Consider the following 22,106-nt stretch of genomic DNA (forward strand, 5'->3'; position numbering starts at 1 on the left):
CGTGACGGTTCGTGACATGCCGCACGTCGGGTGATCTCACCGTCGTGTCCGACGTGCCGTGCCCAGGGGTAATGCCGCTAGCATGAGGGAATGACCCACGTACTGCTGGCCGAGGACGACCCGGCGATTGCCGAGCCTTTGGCGCGGGCCCTTTCTCGTGAGGGTTACGACGTCGTCGTGCAAGGAACAGGTCAAGGAGCGATCGACCACGCCGGAGACGCGGACATCGTCGTCCTCGACCTCGGCCTGCCGGACGTCGACGGGCTCGACGTCGCCCGCGAGATCCGTGGTCGGGGCCTGTCGACGCCGATCCTCGTGCTCACCGCACGCGCCGACGAGGTCGACCTCGTGGTCGGGCTCGACGCCGGCGCCGACGACTACGTGACCAAGCCGTTCCGGCTGGCCGAGCTGCTCGCGCGGGTGCGGGCGCTGCTGCGGCGGACCCACGGCGAGGCCGCCGAGGACGAGGAGATGCGTGCGCAGGACGTGCGCGTCGACGTGTCCGCGCACCGCGCGTTCCAGGGCGACCGGGAGCTGCACCTGACCACCAAGGAGTTCGACCTGCTCAAGGTGCTGGTGGCCAACGCCGGCTCCGTGGTCGTGCGGGACACGCTCATGCGGGACGTGTGGGGGTCCGACCCCGTCGGATCGACCAAGACCCTCGACATGCACGTGTCCTGGCTGCGGCGCAAGCTCGGCGACGACGCGAACGCGCCGCGGTACATCTCGACCGTCCGGGGGCTGGGGTTCCGGTTCGAGCTCGGTCAGCAGGTCTGAGGCGCCGTGCGTCGTCGCGTCCTCCAGGCGACGATCTCGGCGCTCGCCGTCGCCGTCCTCCTGCTGGGTGTCCCGCTGGGCATCTTCGGGGCGCGGTACGTCGTCGCCGGTGCCGAGCAGCGGATCTCCGACCGCGTCGACGCGTTCACGCTGACCGTCTCGCGCGCCGTCGAACGGGACGAGCGGCCCACGGACGACCAGCTGCAGCGTGCTGCCGAGGGGCGTGAGGGTGACCTGCCCGCCCGGGTGACCGTCAGCCTGCCCGGGGGCGAACAGCTCACCTACGGCGACGAGGCCTCCGACCCGGTGATCGTCAAGGCTCGCCAGACCGAGAGCGGACGCGCCTGGGTCTCGTTCGAGGTGTCCGCCAGCGGGGCCTACATCCAGGCCGCCCAGATGGTCGCGCTCGTCGTCGTCGCCGGAGTGGTGGCGATCGCGGCCGGGGTGGCGATGGCCGTCTGGCAGGCCAACCGGTTGTCGGCCCCGCTGGTCTACCTGGCGGCCTCGGCCGAGCAGCTCGGGTCCGGCCAGGTCCGGCCGAGCCTGGAACCGTCCGGGGTCGAGGAGATCGACCTCGTCGCGGCCGAGCTGGCCCGGTCCGGGGACCGGCTGGCCGGGCGCCTGGCGGCCGAGCGGCAGTTCACGCAGGACGCCTCCCACCAGCTGCGCACCCCGCTGACCGCGCTGTCGATGCGGCTGGAGGAGATCATGCTGACCTCTCGTGACGAGGAGGTCGTCGACGAGGCCCGGGTCTCGCTCGAACAGGTCGAACGGCTCGTCACGGTCGTCGACGACCTGCTCGCCACGTCACGCCGCTCCCAGGGCGGGACCACGGAGGCCGTCGTGCTCCTCGACGTCGTGCGCCAGCAGCACGAGGAGTGGGCGGACACGTTCGCCGGGGCGGGCCGTGAGCTGGTGATCGACGTCGCCGAGGACCACCGCGTGCTCGCCACGCCCGGGGCTCTCGCCCAGGTGATCGCCACCCTGCTGGAGAACTCCCTGAAGTACGGCGACGGCACCACGACGATCCGTTCCAAGCCCTCCGGACCGAAGAACGCCGTGGCCCTCGAGGTCTCGGACCAGGGGCCCGGGGTCGACGACGAGATCGCCCCGCGGATCTTCGAGCGCGGGGCCTCCACCGGGGGCAGCACCGGTCTCGGCCTCGCGCTGGCGCGCGACCTCGTGGCCGCCGACGGCGGGCGCCTGGAGCTCGCGCAGCGCCGCCCGCCCGTCTTCCGGATCTTCCTCGCGGGCGTCCCGCGCACCCTCGACCCGCGGGTCGTCCTGCCACCGGGCACGACGATCTCGTCGCGCGGGCGCCGGCGCGGGTGGCTGCACCACGAGGAGGGCTGACGTCAGCCCTCGCCGCGGAACACCACCGTGCGGTACATGACGTAGCGGAAGATCATGCTGAGCACGAGGCCGACGCCGTTGGCGGCGACGTTGTCCGCCAGCGCCGAGTCCAGCCCCAGCACGTAGCGCGAGAAGGCCAGGCAGCCGGCCGAGATGGCGACCCCACCGACGTTGACCGCGGCGTACTCGACCAGCTCGCGGACCCGGCGCCGGGTGCGTCGGGCGGCGAACGTCCAGTACCGGTTGCCGATCCACGACACCAGGGTCGCGACCGCCGCGGCGATGACGCGGACCGTGACGGGCTTGTCGGCCAGGACGTCGACCGGACCGTGCAGCATGAGGTTGAACAGCGCGAGGTCGACCACGAACGCCAGGCCGCCCACGGTCCCGAAGCGCAGCAGCTCCACGCGACGCCGCCACATCAGCGTCACGAACCGGACCGGCCAGATCGACGGCCCGGGGGGCGCGGGTGCGGGGGCCGACGGGGACATGGCCGCCAGCCTATCGCCCGGGCGGGGACGGTATTCTCGTCGTCCGTGACTGCCGCCACCCCGCATCCCGCATCCCCGGTCGTCGCCGTCGTCGGCGGTGGCCAGCTGGCCCGCATGATGGCGCCCGCCGCCGCCGAGCTCGGCGTGCGGCTGCGCGTGCTCGTCGAGGACCCCTCGACCTCCGCCGCCCAGGTGGTCGTCGACGCCCCGGTGGGCGCGGCGTCCGACGACGCGGCGATCCGGGACCTGATCGCACCGGCCGACGGGCGCCCCGCCGCGGACGTGCTGACCTTCGAGCACGAGCACGTCCCGAACGCGCTCCTCGCCGACCTCATCGACCACGGGACCCCGGTGCGGCCGGGTCCGGAGGCCCTCGTGCACGCGCAGGACAAGATCGTCATGCGCCGTCGGCTCACCGCGCTCGGCGTGCCCTGCCCGCGGTGGACGGCCCTGCCGAGCGACCCGTCCGCGGCGCGCGAGGCGCTGGCGGGCTTCCTCGCCGGGACGGCCGACGGCGAGGCCGTGGTCAAGACCGCCCGGGGCGGCTACGACGGGAAGGGCGTGCGCGTGGTCCGCGGCGCCGAGGAGGCCGACGACTGGATCGCGGCGCACCTGGACGGCGGCCCCGAGCTGCTCGTCGAGGACAAGGTCCCCTTCACCCGCGAGCTCGCCGTGCTCGTCGGCCGGCGCCCCTCGGGCGAGATCCGGACCTGGCCCGTCGTGGAGTCGATCCAACGCGACGGCGTCTGCGCCGAGGTGATCGCCCCGGCACCCGACCTGTCGGCCGGGGAGGCCGAGGAGGCCCGTGAGGTCGCGGTGCGGATCGCGGAGGGCCTGGACGTCACCGGCGTCTTCGCGGTGGAGATGTTCGAGACGACCGGGCCGGACGGTGCCCGGCACGTCCTGGTCAACGAGCTGGCGATGCGGCCCCACAACTCCGGGCACTGGACCATCGACGGATCCGTCACCAGCCAGTTCGCCCAGCACCTGCGCGCCGTCCTGGACCTGCCCCTGGGGTCGACCGAACCGGTCGCGCGCTGGACCGTCATGGCGAACGTGCTGGGATCCTCCCTCGAGCGGCTCACCGACGCCCTGCCCGCCGTGGGCGAGCGGGTCCCCGACGCCCACGTCAACCTGTACGGCAAGGGCGTCCGCCCGGGCCGCAAGCTCGGCCACGTCAACGTCTGCGGCGAGGACCTCGCCGAGGTCCGCCGTCGTGCCACCACCGCCGCCGCCCTGCTGCGCGGCGAGTCACCCGAGACCTCGCAGGAGGACTGATGAGCACCGCTCCCGCCGTCGGCATCGTCATGGGGTCGGACTCCGACTGGCCCGTCATGGAGGCAGCCGCCGACGCCCTGGCCGAGCTCGGCGTGGACTGCGAGGTCGACGTCGTCTCCGCCCACCGCATGCCGACCGAGATGATCGACTACGGCCGCACGGCCGCGGACCGGGGTCTGCGCGTGATCGTCGCCGGGGCCGGCGGTGCGGCCCACCTGCCGGGCATGCTCGCCGCGGTGACGCCGCTGCCCGTCATCGGCGTGCCGGTGCCGCTCAAGCACCTCGACGGCATGGACTCGCTGCTGTCGATCGTGCAGATGCCCGCGGGCGTGCCGGTGGCCACGGTCTCGATCGGCGGCGCCCGCAACGCGGGTCTGCTCGCCGCGCAGATCCTCGGGGCCGGGACCGACGCGGAGTCGTTGGCCCTGCGGCAGCGGATGGTGGCCTTCCAGGACGAGCTGCGCGAGGCGGCGCGGGCCAAGGGCGACCGGCTGCGGGCCGCCCGCGGCTAGAGCCCGCCGACCGTGCTGCCGGGTTCGAGGTCGCCGTCGCGGACGTCGAGCCAGAACTGGTCGGCGTCGTCGGACAGCAGCACGGTGGAGCCGACGCCTCCGGGCTGGTAGTTCGGGCTCTCGATCGGCGGGGTGCCGGTGACGCCCTCCGGTCCCGTCGCCGCCCGGAAGGCCAGGGCCAGCCGCCCGAGGTCCACGATCCCCGTGTCCTCGTCGACGACCAGCGCGCCGGTGCCCGCGTCGACGAGCTGGACCTGGTCGAGCGGGTTGAGCAGCACGCCGGGCTGGACGGCGGTGTCGGCGACGGCACCGATGACCTGGCGCTGCCGTTCGGCCCGGCCGATGTCGCCCTTCGGGTCCGAGTAGCGCATCCGGGAGAACGCCAGCGCGGTGGCGCCGTCGGCCACGTGGCAGCCGGCCTCCCAGTCGAGCTCGCTGCGCTTGTCCTGGACGGTCTCGTCGTAGCACAGCTCGACGCCGCCGACGGCGTCGACGATCTCCTCGAGGCTGCCGAACCCGACCTCGGCGTAGTGGTCGACGATGAGGCCGGTCAGGCCCTCGACCGTCTCCACCAGCAGCGGCGGGCCGCCCCACGCGTAGGCGGCGTTGATCTTGTTGGCGCCCTCGCCCGGGATCTCCGCGTAGGTGTCCCGGGGGATCGAGATGAGGGAGGCGGGCCCGCTGCGGGGGGAGTGCAGCACCATGATCGTGTCGGTGCGGGCGCCGGACGTCCCGTCGTCGACGCCCCCGGACCCGCGGGCGTCGGACCCGGCGAGCAGATACGTGGTCCCCGGGGTCCCGGACGCGTCGGAGAGCGCCTCGGTGTGCTGGATCTTGCCGTTGGCCCACACGAGCAGGCCGACCGGCCAGGCCAGGAGCAGCACGAGCACCCCGGCCAGGACGAGGATCGCGACGCGCCCCTTGCGCACGCGGAAGCCGTCGTCGCCGGAACCCGTGCGCGGCCCGGCGGGCGGGCCGGCGGGCGGCGGCGTGCGGCGCTGCGGGGCGGCGCCCGCGCGTGCCGCGGAGGGCTGGCTCGAGCGCGCGGCCGGCGCGTGGGACGCCGGTCGCGCCGTGCGGCCGCCGCCCGGAGGGTAGGAGCGCGGTGCGCGGTCCGGCGTGGCGGAGCGTCGGTCGGGCGCCACGGGGATCTCGCGCGACGACTGGCGGCGGACGCGGGGTTCCCGGGGCTCCATCGGGACGGCGTCGTCGCGCCGACCGACCCGCCCGGTGGGGCGGGACGGTCGCTCGGAACCGCCGACCGAGATCGCGTCGTTGGTCGACGCCGGTCGCGAGCTGCGTCCCCCGGCGGGGGTGAAGCTCGGCGGGATACGTCGTTCGTCGGTCATGTCAACCCTCGCAGACCGCGGTCACGTCGGCCCCGGTGAAGGCTTCCTCGCGGGGGTCGCGGGTCTGGCCGGGGGATGGTTCGTCGCTCGGCGTCGCCGTCGATCCGCCGGACCCGTCGGCGCCGGAGTCCGTGGCCGACGTCGTCGTGACGTCGGACTCGGCGGCCGCGTCGCCCTCGGGCGTCCCGGACCCGCCGTCCGACGACCCGCCCTCCGACGACCCGCCGTCCCCGTCCCCCGCGGTGGAGCCCGACTCGTCGGCACCGGCGACGACCTCGCTCAGCGGACGGTCGTGCCGCAGGTCGTCCCACACGGAGGCAGCCTCCGCGTCGAGCACCACGTTGGCCGGGTTGTCCGGGTCGTAGTGCCACGGGACGGTCATGAAGGCGATGTTCCCAGGCCGCACCCCCCGCGCGCTGTACGCCAGCCCGGCGAGTCCTTGGACCGAGGCGAAGTTGCTGCTCATCGTCAGGGAACCCGTGGTCGCGCCGAGGAACTGCAGGAGTCGCGCCGAGTCGGTCAGCATGTTCTGCTCCAGCACCGTGCGCGCCAGCGCGGCCATCATCTCCTGCTGGCGGGCGATGCGTCCGATGTCGGAGCCGTCGCCCAGGCCCTGGCCCGTGCGTGCCCGGGCGTACTGCAGCGCCGTCTTGCCGTCCAGGTTCTGCACGCCCGCCGACAGGACCAGGTTGTCCGCCTTGGGGGCGTCGATGTCGTTCGGGATGCACATCTCGACACCACCCAGCGCGTCGATCATGTTCCGGAAGCCGGAGAAGTCGACCACCACGAATCCGTCCATGCGGACGTCGGAGATCGTCTCGACGGTCTTCATCGTGCACAGCGCGCCGGACTCGACGTCATGGCCGTAGTCGTACCCCTGGGAGAACGCCGCGTTGAACTTCACCCCGTACAGCGGGGGTGTCTCGCCACCCGACGACGTCGGGCAGGAGGGGATGTCGGTCGTGGTGTCCCGCGGGATCGACATCAGCTCCACCCGGGACCGGTCCGCCGCCAGGTGCATGATCATCGTCGTGTCGGCCCGAGCACCCTCGGTGCCGTCGTCGTTGCCGTTGTTCCCCTCGCGCGAGTCGGAGCCGAGCAGGAGGATGTTGAGCGGCGCGCCGGCGTTGGGGTCGTCGGGGACGACCTTCTCCGGACGGTCCTCGCCCAGCGCGGCGTCGGCGTCGATGGCGGCGATGTTCCCGCTGAGCGTGACGGCGGCCGTCGCGGCGCCGACACCCACGAAGGCGAGCACGGCCGTCATGACCAGCGCGCCGAGGCGCAGGATGGACGTGCCCTGCTGCGTGCGGGCGTGCGCCGGCCCGGTCGCGGAGCCGTCTCGCGGTGCGATGTGGCGGGCAGGCGGGTAGGTCACGAAAGGCGAGCATAGATGCCACGGGCCACATCTCTGCGTCAGCGGACCGCCGTTCCCGTAGAAATCCTGTGAGGGTTAGAGCGGTGGGCCCTCCGGCAGCTGCCGTTTCGTGACCTTGAGGATCACGTGGACCGGTGGCCTCACGCCGTCGTTGAGCTCTCGTGCACGCGCCGCCGTGACCGGGTGCAGCACGCCGTCACGCACGAGGTAGACCTGAGAGCTGCCGTTCTGCCGGACGGCGACCACCGAGCGCCACCGACTGTCCCGGGGGACGGTGTTCTTGAGGACTCGGCCCCAGTCCTGCCACGTGGCCGACCCCAGCAGGGAACCGGTGCCGTCGGTGCGGACCAGGCCCTGGGTGGTCAGCAGGAACTCGCGCCGGTCAGCGCGTCCCACGACGCCGGTCGTCGTGTCGACCGACGGCATGCGCCGCACGCTCGCACGGTCCAGGTACCCGGTGTCGAGGTCGCCGAGCGGTGTGTTGCGGCGAAGGTAGGTGCCGACGAACCCGTGGTGCTTGCGCCCGTCGATGACGAGGCGGTGACGCCCGGTGCTGCGGTTGACGACGATCACCGCCGGCCGGACGATCGGTCTGCCGTGGGGCAGTGCCCGCAGCGCCCTGGCCGGCAGGCTCATGACCGGCGACGACTTGTTCGCCCGCTCGAGGGACTCGGCGTCGAACGCCTCGCGCTTGCTGCCTCGCCCGATCCAGAACAGCCGGCCGTCGGTCGTCCGCACGGTGCGCTGCAGCCGAGCCGCGGTCGTCAGGCCCGCCCACTGCTCCCACGTCACGGGCAGCGCGCCGTCGCACCGTGTGCCGTAGGCGCGGGCGACACTGCAGTACGCCTTGTGCTTGCGGCCCTGCTCGACGAGCGCGAGCGTGCCGTTCGGGCTGGCGACGAACGTGCCGTCGGGGACGTCGAGGGCGGCGGCCGCCTGCTGGGCGGCCGCGCGGCGCCGGATCTCGCCCAGCTTCTCGTACAGGGTCCTGCCCGGACAGGCCGTGTAGCCGACGTCCCGATGGCCGAAGACGTGGGCGAGGGGCGTGCCGTCGACCGTGGTCGAACCGTCGGCAGGCACGCCGTGCAGCGCGAGCTTCCAGGCCAGGAGGTCCACGACGGCGCCGACGGCGGCGTTCGACACGGTCGCCGTCTCGTAGTTGCCGAGGACGCTGACACCGGTGGAGACGCTGTTGTACCCCTGGGCGTGGGCGCCGATCGTCTGCGCGGTGATCCCGCCGGCCCGTCCTTCCCACAGCCGGCCGAACTTGTCGACGACGAAGTTGTAGCCGATGTCTCCCCAGCCACGGGTCTGGGCGTGGTAGGCGTAGATCCCGCGGATGATCCCGGGGACCTGACCCTCGGAGTACGAGTTCGTACCGGCGGTGTGGTGGACGGCGGCCGCGCGGACGTCGCCCTGCCGCGGTGTCCAGCTCATGATCGACTCGTCGGCACCCCAGGCGGCGCGTGACACGATCGTGGGGCGGTCCGGGACCGGTACCGCGGCGACGGCGGCACCGTGCGGCGAGGTCGCCGTCGGCGGTACGGGCACGTCGTCGTCGGCCGGCGACGTCCCCGGATCGACGACGGAGAGCGCCAGGTCGCGCACGGACCCGGCCGCCGGGCCGGTCACGCGGGCCTGCACCTGCGCGACGTCACCGACGACGACCGGTTCCGTCCCGTCCAGCGTGCCCTGCGGCGACGGCTCGACGGCGACGTGCTCCCAGGGTCCCCAGCCGGTGTCGCCGTCGGACGTGGCACCGGCCGTCCGGGAGGTGCGGACCTCGACGTCGAGCGCCCGGGCGGCGACACCGCCGGTCCAGGTCACGCCCACGACCCCGAACCCGGTGACGTCCGCGGTGGCCAGGAGCGCGTCGCCGGCGGCTCCGGTGTCTCCCGAGGTGTCGTGCGCCCGGCCGCCCCGGCGCTGTCCGCCGCGGGGATCCGGCACGAACGCCGTCCGGTCGGTCGTCGCCCGGACCGGTTCCGGCCGGCTGTCGGGTGCCGCCCCGAGCGGTCCTGCCGCCCCGGACGCCGTCGGCGTCCCGCTGTCGGGGGCGGAGGGCACCGCCTGAGCGCCGGGGACGGCGACCAGTGAGAACGTCAGCAGGCCGACGAGGGCGGTCGTCAACGACCTCCACCCGGCGCGTGCGGCGTGGGTCACCCGAGGAACGCTACGAGCGCCCCTGGGCACCCGCACGCCCGACGCGGCCGTCCGGCGCCTCGACCAGCAAGTTTCACCCGCACCCGCCGGCCGCCGAGTGTTCACACAGCGGCCATCGCTGACGCCTGGGGGTGCGCGGGTCCGCGACCTAGACTCGCAGGCATGCGGGTCTCCGTGGTGGGTCTGGGGTATCTGGGTGCCGTGCACGCGGCGTCCATGGCGTCGCTGGGCCACGAGGTCGTGGGGGTCGACGTCGACGCCGCGCGGGTGGAGTCGTTGGCGCTGGGCAAGTCGCCGTTCTTCGAGCCGGGCTTCGACGAGCTGTTGGCGCGGGCGGTGGGTGCCGGGCGGCTGTCGGTGTCGGCGGACGTGGCGGCGGTGGCCGGTGCGCGGGTGCACTTCGTCTGTGTGGGCACGCCGCAGGCGGCGGGCTCGGGGGCGGCGGACCTGTCGTTCGTCGAGGCGGCGGTGTCCTCGTTGGTGCCGCACCTGGCCGTGGGTGACGTGGTGGTGGGCAAGTCGACGGTGCCGGTGGGTACCGCGACCGGGCTGGCCGCCCGGGTCGAGGCGGTGGGCGCCACGTTGGTGTGGAACCCGGAGTTCCTGCGCGAGGGGTTCGCGGTGGCCGACACGTTGCACCCGGACCGGATCGTGTACGGCGTCCCGGAGGGGGAGGTCGGCCGGCGGGCCGCGGCGCTGGTGGACGAGGTGTACGCGACCCCGCTGGCCGAGGGGACTCCGCAGGTGGTCACCGACTACGCGACCGCCGAGCTGGTCAAGGTCGCGGCGAACTCGTTCCTGGCCACGAAGATCTCGTTCATCAACGCGATGGCCGAGCTGTGCGAGGTCGCCGGCGGCGACGTGACCCGGCTGGCGGACGCGATCGGGCACGACCAGCGCATCGGGCGCAGGTTCCTCAATGCCGGGCTCGGGTTCGGCGGGGGGTGCCTGCCCAAGGACATCCGGGCGTTCATGGCCCGCGCGGACGAGCTCGGGGCCGGGGAGGCGGTGGCGTTCCTGGGCGAGGTCGACGCGATCAACACCCGGCGGCGGGCACGGATGGTCGAGCTGGCCGTCGAGGTCCTCGGCGGGGACGTGGCCGGGGCGCGGGTGGCGGTGCTGGGGGCGGCGTTCAAGCCCGACAGCGACGACGTGCGCGACTCGCCGGCCCTGGACGTGGCCGCACGCCTGGACGGGCTCGGCGCGCACGTGGTGGTCCACGACCCCCAGGCGATCGACAACGCCCGCCGCAAGGAACCCTCCCTGGCCTACGAGCGCGACCTCGAGGCCGCGCTCACGGGCGCGGACGTGGTGCTGGTGCTGACCGAGTGGCGCCACTACCGCGACCTGGACCCCGCCCGCGCCGCCGGCCTCGTGGCCCGTCCCCAGGTCCTGGACGGACGCGGCGCCCTGGACCGCGACGCCTGGCAGGCCGCCGGCTGGACCTACCGCGCCCTCGGCCGTCCCTGAGTCAGGCCCGCGTGATCTGCTCGGTGGCCACGAGCCGCTCGAGCCGTTCGGGGTCGCCGTCCAGGGCCTGCGCCGTCGCGGCCGAGGTCAGGACGACCGAACCCCCTGCTGCCCACACGGTGAGGACCTGGGCGAGGACCTCGGCAACCGCCCCGGTCCCGCGCACCAGGACGCGCCCGGCATCGTCGTCGGTGGTCGGTACGGGCTCGCCGCCGGCCAGCGCGGTCAGCGGGGTGCCCGCACCGGCCGCCGGGTCGACGACGATGGCGTCGCCGTAGGTCATGACCGCTCCCGCGGCGTCGACGGCGCCCGGCGGGAGCTCACCCTCGAAGCGACGGGCGAGGGCCGGCAGCGCGACGGCGACGAGCTGGTCGGTCCCGGTCCACGCGTCGGGGCGGGAGGTGACGACCACGTCCGCGTCCGCGCGGTCCGGAGAGTCCGCGGCCGGGTCGAGCAGCGCCACGTCGGCCCCGCACCGGGCGGCGGCCAGCGCCCAGACGACCTGCCGCCAGCCGACGGGCAGGTCGACGACGACGTCGCTGCCCGGCTCGGTGTCGAACTCCTCGACGAGCAGGTTGACGGTCTTGGCGACCCAGTTGTCCACCACGGCGCCGGACAGCTCGATCCGTTCGCCGTCGTCGCCGTACCAGGTCAGGGCGGGCCGTCCGCCGAGGGCGGTGAGTCGGGCGAGGAGGCCGGTCGCGGTGGTGTCTGGGGTGGTCACCGGACCACCCTACGAGGTGTCCAGGAACCTCAGAGGTACCTCAACGGGACCTCAGTGCCGTGTGAACACGTCATGGAAATGCGCCACCTAGCACATTTCGGCTTGACGACCCGAGATGACACGCGTGTAATTCCAGGTATGCAGTTTCTTCGAGGACGGCATGGAGGGGCACGCCATGTGGAATTTGCTCGACGGGGACCAGGGGGCCTTCCCGTCTGACATCGGTCAGGAGACGGATCGGGTCGCCCCGGTCCTCCCGCTCTTCGGCAGCGACGACGTCGTCGAGGAGGAAACCCTGCTCGGGTGGCAGGAACGAGCCCTGTGCGCCCAGACGGACCCGGAGGCCTTCTTCCCGGAGAAGGGCGGGTCCACCCGCGAGGCGAAGAAGGTCTGCGCCTCGTGCGAGGTCCGGTCGGAATGCCTGGACTACGCGCTCGAGAACGACGAGCGCTTCGGCATCTGGGGCGGGCTCTCGGAGCGCGAACGGCGAAAGCTCAAGCGGCGCGCCGTCTGACCGATATCCCACACGCCGGGGTCGGGGCGCCGCATCATGGCGCTCAGGATGACTGCACCGCACCTGACCCGGACACCTGACGGGGCCGCGCGCGACGACGTGGCCCCCGGGTCGGTGACGGGCGTGCCGGCCCGGCAGTCCGTGACGGTGGCGGCCGTCGTCGTCACCCGTGGACGCACCCCCTTCCTCCCGGCCACCCTCGACGCGGTGGCCGCGCAGGTCCGGGAACCCCAGGACGTCGTCGTCGTCGACGTCGACGCCGCCCCCTCCACCGGACAGCATCCCGACCTGCGCCTCGGGGACCGGCAGTACGTCGGGGCGTCCGGCTCGCGCACCCTCGGCGAGGCCGTCGACCGGGCCCTGACCGCGCTGGGTCTGGAGAGCACGACCTGGTTGTGGATCCTCCACGACGACTCGGCGCCGGCCCCCGACGCCCTGGCGGCCCTGCTGCGCGCCGTCGAGCACTCGTCGGCGGTCGCGGTCGCGGGCTGCAAGCAACGGCGGTGGCCCCTGGACGACGACGGCCAGCCGCTGCCCCCGGACCCCGACCGGCCCGGTGTCCTGGTCGAGGTCGGCTACACCGTCTCGCCGCTCGGCCGTCGGATGACCGGGATCGACGACTCGGAGATCGACCAGGGCCAGCACGACGCCCGCGAGGACGTCCTCGCCGTCGGCCTGGCCGGGGCGCTCGTGCGGCGGACGGTGTGGACCGACCTCGGTGGCACCGACCCGGAGCTCGGCCGGTTCGGCGACAGCCTCGATCTGTGCCGCCGCGCGCGACTCGCCGGGCACCGTGTCGTCGTGGTCCCGGACGCCGTCGTCCATCACGCACAGGCGTCGCTGCGCGGCCTGCGGGGGTCCCGCGGTCACCGGCACCGCGGGCGCCGGTCCGCCTCCGCCTACGCGCGGCGGCGCAGCCAGCTGTACACCCGGCTCGTCGGTGTCCCCCTGCCGGTGCTCCCGCTGGCCATGGTCGCCATGATCGTGTGGGCGCCCGTCGCCGCGGCCTACCGGCTGGCCCTCACCCGTCCGGCGCAGGCGCGCGACGAGCTCGTCGCCCCGGTGGCGACGGTGCTGCGGCTGGTCCCGCTGATCAGGGGCAGGCGGCGTGCCGCCCGCACGCGCCGGATGCCGCGGCGGGTCCTGCGCCCGCTGCAGGCGGGCTGGCGCGACGTCGTCGCCCGCCGTCGGGACGCCCGTCTCACCCGGGCCGAGGCGCACCGGACCCGGCGGGCGGTCACCGACCTCGAACGTGCCGAGCTGACGGCCCTGGCCCGACGCCGCCGGACGGGCCTGTCGGTCGTGCTGGTGAGCACGGCACTGCTGGCCCTGGCCGCGTTCGGGTCCTGGCAGGGCGTGCTCGCCGACGGCGGGCGCGTCGTCGGGGGTGCGCTGCTCCCCGCCCCCGCCGCCCTGGGCGAGGTGGCCGACGCGGCGACCTCCGGATGGGTGCAGGACGGTCTCGGCACCGGGGCCCCGGCGGACCCGTGGCTGGCGGTGCTGGTGATCCTCACCGCCCTGGTCGGCGGTGCCGCACAGACGGCGGTCAACGCGCTCGTCCTGGCGGCGCTGCCGTTGGCCGCGCTCGGCGCCTGGTTCGGGTCCGGAGCGGTCAGCCGGTCTGTGTGGGCGCGGGTCGCGGCGGCGCTCGTGTGGACGGCATGGCCCGGTTTCCTCGAGTCCCTCACCACGGGTCGTCTCGGCGCGGTGCTCGCCCACCTGGCCCTGCCGTGGCTGCTCCTGGCGGTGCTGCGTGCGCTCGGCCGCCAGGCCCGCGACGACGTCGGCCCCCCGGCGGCGCCCCGGGGGTCGCTCGGTGCGGCCGCGGCGGCCGGCCTGCTGCTGGGCGTCGTCGTCGCCGGTGCCCCGGCGCTCGCCGCGGTCGCCCTGCTCACCGGCGTGGTGGGACTGGTCGTCGCCCGGACGCACTGGCGTCGCGTCCTGGTCGTGCTGCTCCCCGCGGTCGTCCTCGCGCTGCCCTTCTGGTGGCACGCCGTCGCCACCTGGACCACCGGCGGATGGCGTCCGCTGCTGGCCTCCGTCGGGACGCCGACGCCTGCCGGGGCCGTCGACGGTCTCACCCTGCTGCTGGGCCACCCGACCCCGCCGCAGCCGTGGGCGGCCGGGCTCGACCTGCCGTGGCAGCCCCTCCAGGAGGCCGGGCCGTGGGTGCTCGGGACCGGGCTCCTGGCGCTCGCGGCCGCCGGACTCCTCCGGGGTCGCCACCGCCGCGCGGCGCAGCTCGCCGTCGGTGTCGCCGTCCTCGGACTCCTGCTGGCCCTCGTCGCGAGCGGGACGGTCGTGGCCGCCAACGACGCGGGCGGCGCGGTGCACGGCTGGGCGGCGCCCGGACTCTCCGTGGTGCTGCTCGGGCTCGGGGTCGCCGCGCTGACCGCCGTCCCGGAGCCCGGGACCCGTCGTCCGGTGCGCCTGCTCACGGGCACGCTGGCGGTCGTCGCCCTGCTCGTCCCGGTCCTCGGGCTCGGCGCCTGGTGGTACGACGACGCCCGGGGCGCCGCCGTCGGCGAGCTGCGGGCCGCCGCCGGGGTGGTCCCGGCGGTCGGGCAGGAGCTCCAGGCCGCCCCCCGGTCGGCACGCGTCCTGCAGGTCGACCGGGTCGACGGGGTGGTGGAGTACACGCTGCTCCGTCGCGACGGCTCGAGCATGCTCGACTCCTCGGTCGTCGTGCGGGCCCGTGAGGCCGGTCTCGTGCCGGGTCGGGAGCGGCCGGACGTCGCCGCGCTCGACACGCTCACCGCCCAGGTGGCCGCGGGCCGGAGCCCCGAGCTGGCGGACCGGTTGTCCGCTCTCGGTGTGGGCGCCGTCCAGGTGCCTCCCGACGGCGACCCCGAGCTCGTCACGACCCTCGACCTCGTGCCCGGTCTGAGCCGCGTGACGGAGAGCTCCGTGCTCCTGTGGCGCGTCGACCCCGCGGGGCCGCGCCCCGCCTGGGCCACCGTGCTGCGCACGGCCCCGGAGGACGGACGGGCCTCTGCCCCCGTGCGCACCCTCGACAGCGACGGCCGCACCGTGGACGACGTCGTGGGGACCGGCGACCCGGACCGCGTCCTCGTCCTCGCGGAGTCCGCCGGTGCCGGATGGCGCGCGGACGTCGACGGGCGGCGGCTGCCGGCGACCGAGGTCGACGGTCGGCAGGCCTTCGTGCTCGGGGCGGACGCCGGTGAGGTCCACGTCGGGTACGCCGCGCCGTCACGGCCGCCCTGGTTCGCGCTGTGCGGCCTGGTGCTGGTGGTCTACGTGCTGCTGGCCCTGCCGCTGTCCCGGCGGAGGAACCGATGAGGGCCGCCCCGACCCTGCGCCGCGCTGGCCTGGTCGTCTCCGGCACGCTCGTCGCCGCAGCGCTGGTCGCGACCGCGGCGGTCGGCGAGCAGTGGACGCAGCGGTGGACGGCCGCGGACGAGGTCGCGGTCGCCGCGGCCACGCGGCAGGTCGAGGTGCGGCCGCCGACGTCCGTGGCCGTGTGTCCGCGCCCGGTGCGCCTGCCCGCCGGCTCCGACGTGGGGGACGACCAGTTCGGGGCCGCCCCGGTCGAGAGCCGCTCGGCCGTGGCGGCCGCCGTCGAGGGTGCGGCCGGGACGCCGCTCCTCGCGCGTCTCGACGGCACGCGGGCACGGGGGATCACGGCGGGTCCGGCGGTGGACGTGCTGTCCGAGCAGGTCCGGGGCGTCCGGGTGCTCCGGGCCGAGCCGCGGGCCGGTGCCCCGCTGCGCGTCGCGGCAGCCCTCGCGGGGAGCACCGCCGCGGGCGACCTGCGGGGGCTTGCGGCCGCGTCGTGCCGCGCTCCGGCGACGGACCACTGGCTGGTCGGCGGCGGCAGCGAGGTCGGCCGGACCGCACTGCTCACGGTGCAGAACCCGAGTGTGGAGCCGGCCGCCGTGAGCCTGGAGGTGTACGGGCCGAACGGCCCGGTGTCGATCGGCGGTCAGGGTGCGTTCACGGTGGCGCCGGGGGAGCAGGAGGTGCTCCGGCTCGACTCGCTCGCCCCCGAGCAGCGCCGCCTCGCGGTCCACGTCCGTGCCACCGGCGCCCGGGTGACGGCCTCGTGGCAGACCCAGGGCATCGACGGGCTCGTGCCGACCGGTGTCGACCTGCTGGAGCCGGGCGACCCGCCGGCCCGGGTGATGGTGGCCAGCGGGGTGGTCGGCCGGGGCGAGGCTCCTGACGCGCCGCAGGCGGCTGCGCTGTGGCTCCTGGCCCCCGACGGCCGGCCCGGTGTCGCCCGGGTCAGCGTGTACGGGCCGGAGGGCCGGGTGACGCTGCGCGGCGCCGAGGTCGTCGACCTGGCCGTGGGCGCGGTGACGTCGGTGCCGTTGGGAGGCCTCGAGCCCGGGACGTACACGGTCGTCGTCGACGCCGACGTCCCGGTGGTCGGGGCGGCCCGCTTCGCGCTGCCCGGGGAGCAGCCGGAGGACTCGGTCGTGGACGGCACCCCTTACGACGTGGCGTGGAACGCGGGGCGGTCGTTGCCGGCGGGACCCGTCGACGCGGGGCAGGTCGGCCTCCCGGCCGTGGCACAGGGTGCGACGGTGGTGCTGTCCGCCGTCCCGGCGGACCGTTCCCCGGACGTGGATCCCTCGGGAGTCGTGCCCGTGCGCCTGCGGGGTGTGGCGGCCGACGGGAGCCTGACCGGCGAGGAACAGGTCGAGGTCCCGGTCGGGGGGACCGTCGAGGTCGCCGCGGACGACGTGGCCGCCGAGGTCGCGGTCGTCGTCGACCCCGCGTCGTCCGACGACGGCGCGGCCCCCGCCGCGCGGGTGGTCTGGTCCGTGCGCCTCACGGCGTCCGACGGGACCGGCACGGACGGCTCGCTGGTGGCCACCCTCGACCCGACGCCGTCCGCCGAGACGGACGGCCTGGAGGAGGTCCGCCGCGTCGACGTGCCGTGACGACCGGTGCGGGTCAGCGCTCGCCGAACCGCGGGTCGATCTCCTCCGGCGTCCGCGCCAGCAGGTGCGCCACCTGCTCCACGACGACGTCGTGCACCAGCTCGGCGAGGTCCTCGGGGTCCGTCGAGCGGGTCTCCACCGGCCGGCGGTAGATCACGATCCGTGCCGGCCGGCCCGACGTCGCGGGGAAGACCCGCCCGAGCGGCACGCCGGACGACTCCCAGGGAGCGGGGTCGGAGGGCGGCACGTCCTCGACGCCGAGCTCCGCACCGGCCACGGCCGGCCACCGGCGCTCGATGGACTCGAGCGACGCGAGGACGGCGTCGTCGAACCGCTCGGCGCGGGAGCGGTGGGCGGGCAGGTCGGCGGGTATCAGAGGACCCCGTGGTCCCCGCCCTCGCCGGTCCCGGCGACGCGGTCCTGACCCCGGTGCGGTGAGGTTCACGCTCCGAGACTATCGACCGACGGCGCGCCTGGAGCGCAGGTCCGTGCGCGGCACGTATTCTCCGTGGGTGAGATCGGTGAGGCAGTGCTCGCGGACAGCATGCACGCAGGCGGCGGTGGCGACCCTCACCTACGTGTACGCGGACTCGACCGCGGTGCTGGGGCCGCTCGCGCAGCGTGCCGAACCGCACAGCTACGACCTGTGCGCCCAGCACGCGGAGCGCCTCACCGCGCCGCGCGGGTGGGAGGTCGTACGGCTGCAGCCCGAGTTCCACACGCCGGCCCCCTCCAAGGACGACCTCTCGGCGCTGGCCGAGGCCGTGCGGGAGGCCGGACGGGGCGGCCGGGCCACCCGGACGCCGGTGTCCGCGGAGCCGGCGACCGTGACCGAGACGGCGCGCCGTGGCCACCTCCGGGTGCTCCGGGCGGAGTCCGACGGCGGGCCGGCCGCGGGCGTCTGAGCCGGTCAGGGCACCCAGGCGCAGACGACGTGCCCCGCCCCGGCCACCGAGAGGGTCCCGGCGTCGTGGGGGACGAAGACCGACGCCCCGTGGGACAGCCGGAGCGGCTCCGCTCCGGAACCGCCGGCGGTGAGCTCCACCGAACCGTCCAGGCAGAGCACGATCCGCGGGCCCGAGGCCGGGAGGTCGACCGCCTCGGAGGGGTCGACGTCCGCCGTCGTCAGGGCGAACTCCGGCACCGGTGCGCGATAGGTCACCACCTGTCCCCGGCCGCCCGACGTGGTGATCTCCGGGGTCGCGGGGCGGCGCGGCGCGAACGACGCGCACTCCAGCAACGCCTCGACGTCCACGTGCTTGCTGGTCAGCCCGGCGCGGAGCACGTTGTCGCTGGACGCCATCACCTCCACCGCCACGCCGGACAGGTAGGCGTGCACCTCGCCCGGAGGCAGGTAGAGCGCCTCACCGGGGTCGAGCGTCACCCGGTTGAGCAGCAGGGAGGCGATCACCCCGGGATCGCCCGGGTGCTCCGCGGAGAGCGCCACCACGGTCGCGTCGGCACGCTCCGACGGTGACCCGGCCTCCAGGCGGGCGCGGACCGCCGCGACGGTCTCGTCCACGGCCTGACGGCAGGACGCCGCGCCGCGGCTCGAGAGCAGGGCCGAGAAGGCCGCCCGCACACCGGTCGCCGACCGGTCGGCACGGAGCGCCGACCGGACCTCCGCCACGAGCGGGCCCGGGAGACCCTCCAGGAGCGCCAGGGTGCTGCGTGGGGTACGGAACCCTGCGAGGCCGTCGAACTCCGTGAGCGCCACGACCATCTCCGGCTTGTGCTGGTCGTCGTGGAAGGAGCGTTCGGGGGCGTCGACCGGGATCCCGAGACGGTTCTCCCGGTGGAACCCGGCCCGGGCCAGGTGCGGCCGCGGGTGGACCTGCAGGGAGAGCGACCTGTCGGCGGCGAGCACCTTGAGCAGGTAGGGCAGGCGCGGGCCGAAGCGGTCGGCGACCCGGTCGCCCAGGACGGCCGCGGGGTCGGCGCGCACGATCTCGTGCAGCGGGACCCCTGCCGACGTGCTGGGTGCGCTGCGGTGGGCGCCCAGCCAGAGCTCGGCGACGGGGAGGCCGTCGACCGGGAGGTCGAGCAACGTGGGGATGCGCGTCGGGGATCCCCAGTCGTAGCGCTGCACGGGGTTCGCGAGCGGGTGCAGCACGGTCACGGACCCACCCAACCACACTCGTCGTCGTGCCGGACGCCCGTCCTCCGCGCCGTAGGCTGGGCGGGTGACGACGGACCTGACGAAGATCGTGAAGGCCTACGACGTGCGGGGGCTGGTGCCCGCGGAGCTGTCGCCGCGGGTGGCGTGGGCCCTGGGGGTGGCCTTCGCCGAGGTCGCGGCGGTGCCCGACGGGGCGGCGCGGGTGGTGGTCGGCCGGGACATGCGGGACACCGGCCCCGCGCTGGCCCGGGAGTTCGCCGCGGGCGTGACGTCTCGCGGCGTGGACGTGGTCGACGTGGGTCTGTGCTCGACCGACGGGCTGTACTTCGCCTCGGGCAGTCTGCAGGCGCCGGGGGTGATGTTCACCGCCTCGCACAACCCCGCCGAGTACAACGGGATCAAGATGTGCCGGGCCGGGGCGCGGCCCGTGGGGCAGGACACCGGCCTCGCGCAGATCCGCGACCGGGCCCAGCAGATCCTCGACGGCGCCGAGCCGGAGGCCGCCGGCACGCCGGGCGAGGTCGTCGAGCAGGACGTCCTGGGCGACTACGCCGCCTTCCTGCGCTCGCTGGTCGACCTGTCCGGGATCCGGCCGCTGAAGGTCGTGGTCGACGCCGGCAACGGCATGGCCGGGCTGACGGTGCCCGCCGTCCTGGGCGACGCCGCCGGGCTCCCCGGCCTGCCGCTGGAGGTGGTGCCGCTGTACTTCGAGCTGGACGGCACGTTCCCGCACCACGAGGCCAACCCCCTGGAGCCGGCGAACCTGGCCGACCTGCAGCGCGCCGTGGTGGCTCACGGCGCCGACCTGGGCCTGGCCTTCGACGGGGACGCCGACCGCTGCTTCGTCGTCGACGAGACCGGCGCGGCCGTCTCGCCGAGCGCGATCACCGCCCTGGTCGGGATGCGCGAGATCGCCCGCGAGCAGGCCGCCGGACGGCCCGCGACGGTCATCGCCAACCTCATCACCTCCCGGGCGGTGACCGACCTGCTCGGCGAGAGCGCCACCGTGGTGCGCACCCGGGTGGGGCACTCCTTCATCAAGGAGACGATGGCCGAGCACTCGGCGATCTTCGGCGGCGAGCACTCCGCCCACTACTACTTCCGCGACTTCTGGTTCGCCGACACCGGCATGCTGGCCGCGCTGCACGTGCTGGCCGCGCTCGGCTCGCAGCCCCACCCCGCCAGCGCGCTGGCCGACATGTACACCCCCTACAGCGCGTCGGGGGAGATCAACTCGCGCGTCACCGACCCCGCCGCGACCACCGAGCGGGTGCGCGACGCCTACGAGCGCGCCTACCCCGAGGCCGTCGTGGACACCCTCGACGGCCTGACCGTCACCCACTGGGACGACCAGCACCCCAAGTGGTGGTTCAACCTGCGCGCGTCCAACACCGAACCCCTGCTGCGCCTCAACGTCGAGGCCGCCGACCACGACATCATGACCAAGCTCCGGGACGACGTCCTGTCCCTCGTGCACGAGGAGGCCCTGTGAACGACCAGACCCCCTGGATGGACCCCTGGGTGCGCAGCGTGCTGCGCTGTCCCGTGACCGGGGCCGAGCTCGTCGACGCCGTCGGTCCGGACGGCGCCCCGGAGCTGCGCTCGACCGACCCGGACCGCCCGCTGGCCTACCCCGTCCGCGACGGCATCCCGGTCCTGCTGGAGAGCGAGGCGCGCGCCCTGTAGCGGGGACCCGGGAGCGCTCCGGTCCTCAGGACGGGTCGATCGACGTGATCCACGCGGCCGGCATGCTGCCGCGCGTCGTGGCTCGTCCGAACCAGGCGCGCATCTGGTCGGCCTTGCCGCTGATCGACGCCGTGCGCCCGTTCGGCTGGGTCGCCGTGACGGTGCGCATCTGACCGCTGGACCACCGTCGCGTGACCTCGATGGTCTCGACGTTCACGAGGCCGAACAGGTCTCGCGCCGCTTGCTGGGTCATCGACCGCGTCCAGGACGCGTAGGCGTTGCCCGGAGCCAGCAGGCTGTACGGGTCCGCGACGCTCCGTTCGTAGGAGACGTAGGACGACCAGACGTCCTCGGAGTTGGCCGTGCGGCCGCCGCTGGAGGAGAAGTAGTGCGCCGCGACGGACCGACCGTCGACCTGGAGCACTCGTGCCTCGCGCTTCCCGCGGGTGTTCTTGTCGACGGCCTGCCGCCACACGCTCCCGTACCGGCCGTCGGTTCCCTCGTTCTCCTTCAGCCATCCGCTGTAGTACTGGTCGCGGACGTCGTCCACGACCTCGCAGCGGCAGCCGGGCTTCCCGTCGTGCTTGGCGATCGCGTAGGACCGCGCCACCATCGCCTGGGCGCGCAGCGCGTTCTGCCCGCCCTGGAGCCCCCACGACGAGGGCATCTCCGCGATGCCGTAGAGGTACTCGGTGTTCAGCAGCACGTCGTTGGTGATGTTGGGGGTCATCTGCCGGTTGACGACGGTGAGTCGTCCGTGCCGGTAGGCACCGTGCGCCCCGTCGACGGTCGCCACGGCGGGCGCGCCCTTGCTGCGCCAGTACGTCGTGCCCGACCACTGGATGCGCATCATGTCGCCCTTGTAGACCCTGCCGCCGACCTTGACCCGGACCACGCCCCGGTCGCCGATGCGCACCTTGAGCGTGACCGGTCCGGTGCCCTGGGCCTTCGTGCCGACGCCCGGCTTGCGCAGTCGCCAGTCGCCCCCGGTGACCGTCACGTAGGTCGTGCGGCCGGTGTCGCCGTAGCCCGCCCCGTATCCGTAGGGGTCGGGACCGTGGACCTGCACCCGCAGGCGACCCGGCGTCGTGGTGTAGGGGGCCCGTGCCCCCGTGTAGTAGTGCTTGAGGATCTTGATCCCCCCGAGGCCGCGGCGTGACAGCTCGTAGGCCCCGAACTGGCTCATGCCCACGCCGTGCCCGTACCCGGAGCCGGACCACGTGAAACGGTCCGGCACGTCGACGGCTGCCGCCGCGGTGCTGCTCGCGATGCCGCCCACGAGCGCGAGGAAGGTGACCAGGGCGCCGGCGACGACGCGGCGGAGCGCGGTGAGCTGAGTCATGTCAGGTCCTCCCTCTCCACTGTGCAACAGTCCGGTGGCCGCAGCA

At 74.6% G+C, this 22,106-nt stretch carries 19 protein-coding genes; 11 read left to right on the forward strand and 8 right to left on the reverse strand.

The annotated features are described in order from the left end of the window. Positions 1–90 precede the first annotated feature (90 nt). Together Q6350_RS05865 and Q6350_RS05870 are read left to right on the forward strand one after the other, a co-directional pair. On the forward strand, positions 91–777 hold the full coding sequence (locus Q6350_RS05865; RefSeq protein ID WP_171247662.1) for a response regulator transcription factor: 687 nt from the start codon (positions 91–93) through the stop codon (positions 775–777). 6 nt (positions 778–783) lie between these two features. After that, positions 784–2,130 carry an ATP-binding protein gene (locus tag Q6350_RS05870; RefSeq protein WP_171247663.1) on the forward strand — a complete coding sequence of 449 codons (1,347 nt, stop codon included), beginning with the start codon at positions 784–786 and terminating at the stop codon, positions 2,128–2,130. A 2-nt stretch (positions 2,131–2,132) separates the two neighbouring features. Here the strand turns inward: Q6350_RS05870 and Q6350_RS05875 are convergent, their stop codons facing one another. Then, positions 2,133–2,621 (reverse strand): GtrA family protein, encoded by a 489-nt coding sequence (locus Q6350_RS05875; protein ID WP_246246680.1) that lies wholly within the window; start codon positions 2,619–2,621, stop codon positions 2,133–2,135. Between the two features lie 45 nt (positions 2,622–2,666). On the opposite strand from Q6350_RS05875, the gene Q6350_RS05880 reads away from it, so the two are divergent. Continuing rightward, complete coding sequence (locus tag Q6350_RS05880) at positions 2,667–3,899, forward strand: 5-(carboxyamino)imidazole ribonucleotide synthase (protein WP_305065754.1); 1,233 nt, start codon at positions 2,667–2,669, stop codon at positions 3,897–3,899. Beyond that, positions 3,899–4,411: a 5-(carboxyamino)imidazole ribonucleotide mutase gene (gene purE, locus Q6350_RS05885; protein WP_304603294.1), complete on the forward strand. Its 513-nt coding sequence runs from the start codon at positions 3,899–3,901 to the stop codon at positions 4,409–4,411. The genes Q6350_RS05880 and purE overlap by 1 nt, the downstream gene beginning before the upstream one ends. On the opposite strand, the gene Q6350_RS05890 is transcribed toward purE, so the two are convergent. From Q6350_RS05890 to Q6350_RS05900, 3 genes are all read right to left on the reverse strand, one after another. After that, positions 4,408–5,760, reverse strand: coding sequence for an LCP family protein (locus Q6350_RS05890; protein WP_305065755.1), 1,353 nt, complete (start codon positions 5,758–5,760; stop codon positions 4,408–4,410). The genes purE and Q6350_RS05890 overlap by 4 nt on opposite strands. Position 5,761: 1 nt before the next feature. After that, positions 5,762–7,135 (reverse strand): LCP family protein, encoded by a 1,374-nt coding sequence (locus tag Q6350_RS05895; RefSeq protein WP_304607746.1) that lies wholly within the window; start codon positions 7,133–7,135, stop codon positions 5,762–5,764. A 75-nt stretch (positions 7,136–7,210) separates the two neighbouring features. Continuing rightward, positions 7,211–9,298 (reverse strand): N-acetylmuramoyl-L-alanine amidase, encoded by a 2,088-nt coding sequence (locus Q6350_RS05900; protein WP_305065756.1) that lies wholly within the window; start codon positions 9,296–9,298, stop codon positions 7,211–7,213. Between the two features lie 162 nt (positions 9,299–9,460). Between Q6350_RS05900 and Q6350_RS05905 the strand changes: the two genes are divergently transcribed. After that, complete coding sequence (locus Q6350_RS05905; RefSeq protein ID WP_305065757.1) at positions 9,461–10,768, forward strand: UDP-glucose/GDP-mannose dehydrogenase family protein; 1,308 nt, start codon at positions 9,461–9,463, stop codon at positions 10,766–10,768. A gap of 1 nt (position 10,769) precedes the next feature. Here the strand turns inward: Q6350_RS05905 and Q6350_RS05910 are convergent, their stop codons facing one another. After that, positions 10,770–11,492 carry a TIGR03089 family protein gene (locus Q6350_RS05910; protein WP_304603299.1) on the reverse strand — a complete coding sequence of 241 codons (723 nt, stop codon included), beginning with the start codon at positions 11,490–11,492 and terminating at the stop codon, positions 10,770–10,772. Positions 11,493–11,667: 175 nt separating this feature from the next. Between Q6350_RS05910 and Q6350_RS05915 the strand changes: the two genes are divergently transcribed. From Q6350_RS05915 to Q6350_RS05925, 3 genes are read left to right on the forward strand one after another with little or no spacing between them, the layout of a single operon-like run. Beyond that, the gene (locus Q6350_RS05915; protein ID WP_304603300.1) at positions 11,668–12,006 is read left to right on the forward strand and encodes a WhiB family transcriptional regulator; all 339 of its coding nucleotides are present in this window, start codon (positions 11,668–11,670) and stop codon (positions 12,004–12,006) included. A gap of 48 nt (positions 12,007–12,054) precedes the next feature. Continuing rightward, the gene (locus tag Q6350_RS05920) at positions 12,055–15,306 is read left to right on the forward strand and encodes a glycosyltransferase (RefSeq protein ID WP_305065758.1); all 3,252 of its coding nucleotides are present in this window, start codon (positions 12,055–12,057) and stop codon (positions 15,304–15,306) included. Then, positions 15,303–16,913, forward strand: coding sequence for a DUF5719 family protein (locus Q6350_RS05925; protein WP_304603302.1), 1,611 nt, complete (start codon positions 15,303–15,305; stop codon positions 16,911–16,913). The genes Q6350_RS05920 and Q6350_RS05925 overlap by 4 nt, the downstream gene beginning before the upstream one ends. 13 nt (positions 16,914–16,926) lie before the next feature. On the opposite strand, the gene Q6350_RS05930 is transcribed toward Q6350_RS05925, so the two are convergent. Further along, positions 16,927–17,358 (reverse strand): metallopeptidase family protein, encoded by a 432-nt coding sequence (locus Q6350_RS05930; RefSeq protein ID WP_304603303.1) that lies wholly within the window; start codon positions 17,356–17,358, stop codon positions 16,927–16,929. Between the two features lie 67 nt (positions 17,359–17,425). Between Q6350_RS05930 and Q6350_RS05935 the strand changes: the two genes are divergently transcribed. Further along, entirely contained in the window at positions 17,426–17,818 is a 393-nt protein-coding gene (locus Q6350_RS05935) for a DUF3499 domain-containing protein (RefSeq protein ID WP_171247672.1), read from the forward strand. Between the two features lie 5 nt (positions 17,819–17,823). Here Q6350_RS05935 and manA read toward each other — a convergent pair whose 3' ends face one another. Then, on the reverse strand, positions 17,824–19,032 hold the full coding sequence (gene manA, locus Q6350_RS05940; protein WP_304603304.1) for a mannose-6-phosphate isomerase, class I: 1,209 nt from the start codon (positions 19,030–19,032) through the stop codon (positions 17,824–17,826). A 64-nt stretch (positions 19,033–19,096) separates the two neighbouring features. Here manA and Q6350_RS05945 point away from each other — a divergent pair, with 64 nt between their 5' ends. Together Q6350_RS05945 and Q6350_RS05950 are read left to right on the forward strand one after the other, a co-directional pair. Beyond that, positions 19,097–20,524, forward strand: a complete 1,428-nt coding sequence (locus tag Q6350_RS05945; protein ID WP_305065759.1) for a phosphomannomutase/phosphoglucomutase — start codon at positions 19,097–19,099, stop codon at positions 20,522–20,524. A 17-nt stretch (positions 20,525–20,541) separates the two neighbouring features. Then, positions 20,542–20,718 carry a Trm112 family protein gene (locus Q6350_RS05950; RefSeq protein ID WP_370375377.1) on the forward strand — a complete coding sequence of 59 codons (177 nt, stop codon included), beginning with the start codon at positions 20,542–20,544 and terminating at the stop codon, positions 20,716–20,718. A gap of 25 nt (positions 20,719–20,743) precedes the next feature. Here Q6350_RS05950 and Q6350_RS05955 read toward each other — a convergent pair whose 3' ends face one another. Then, entirely contained in the window at positions 20,744–22,060 is a 1,317-nt protein-coding gene (locus Q6350_RS05955; RefSeq protein WP_305065760.1) for a SpoIID/LytB domain-containing protein, read from the reverse strand. Positions 22,061–22,106: the final 46 nt, after the last annotated feature.

This window comes from Isoptericola sp. b515, assembly GCF_030588125.1.
GTDB classification, from domain to species: domain Bacteria; phylum Actinomycetota; class Actinomycetes; order Actinomycetales; family Cellulomonadaceae; genus Isoptericola; species Isoptericola sediminis.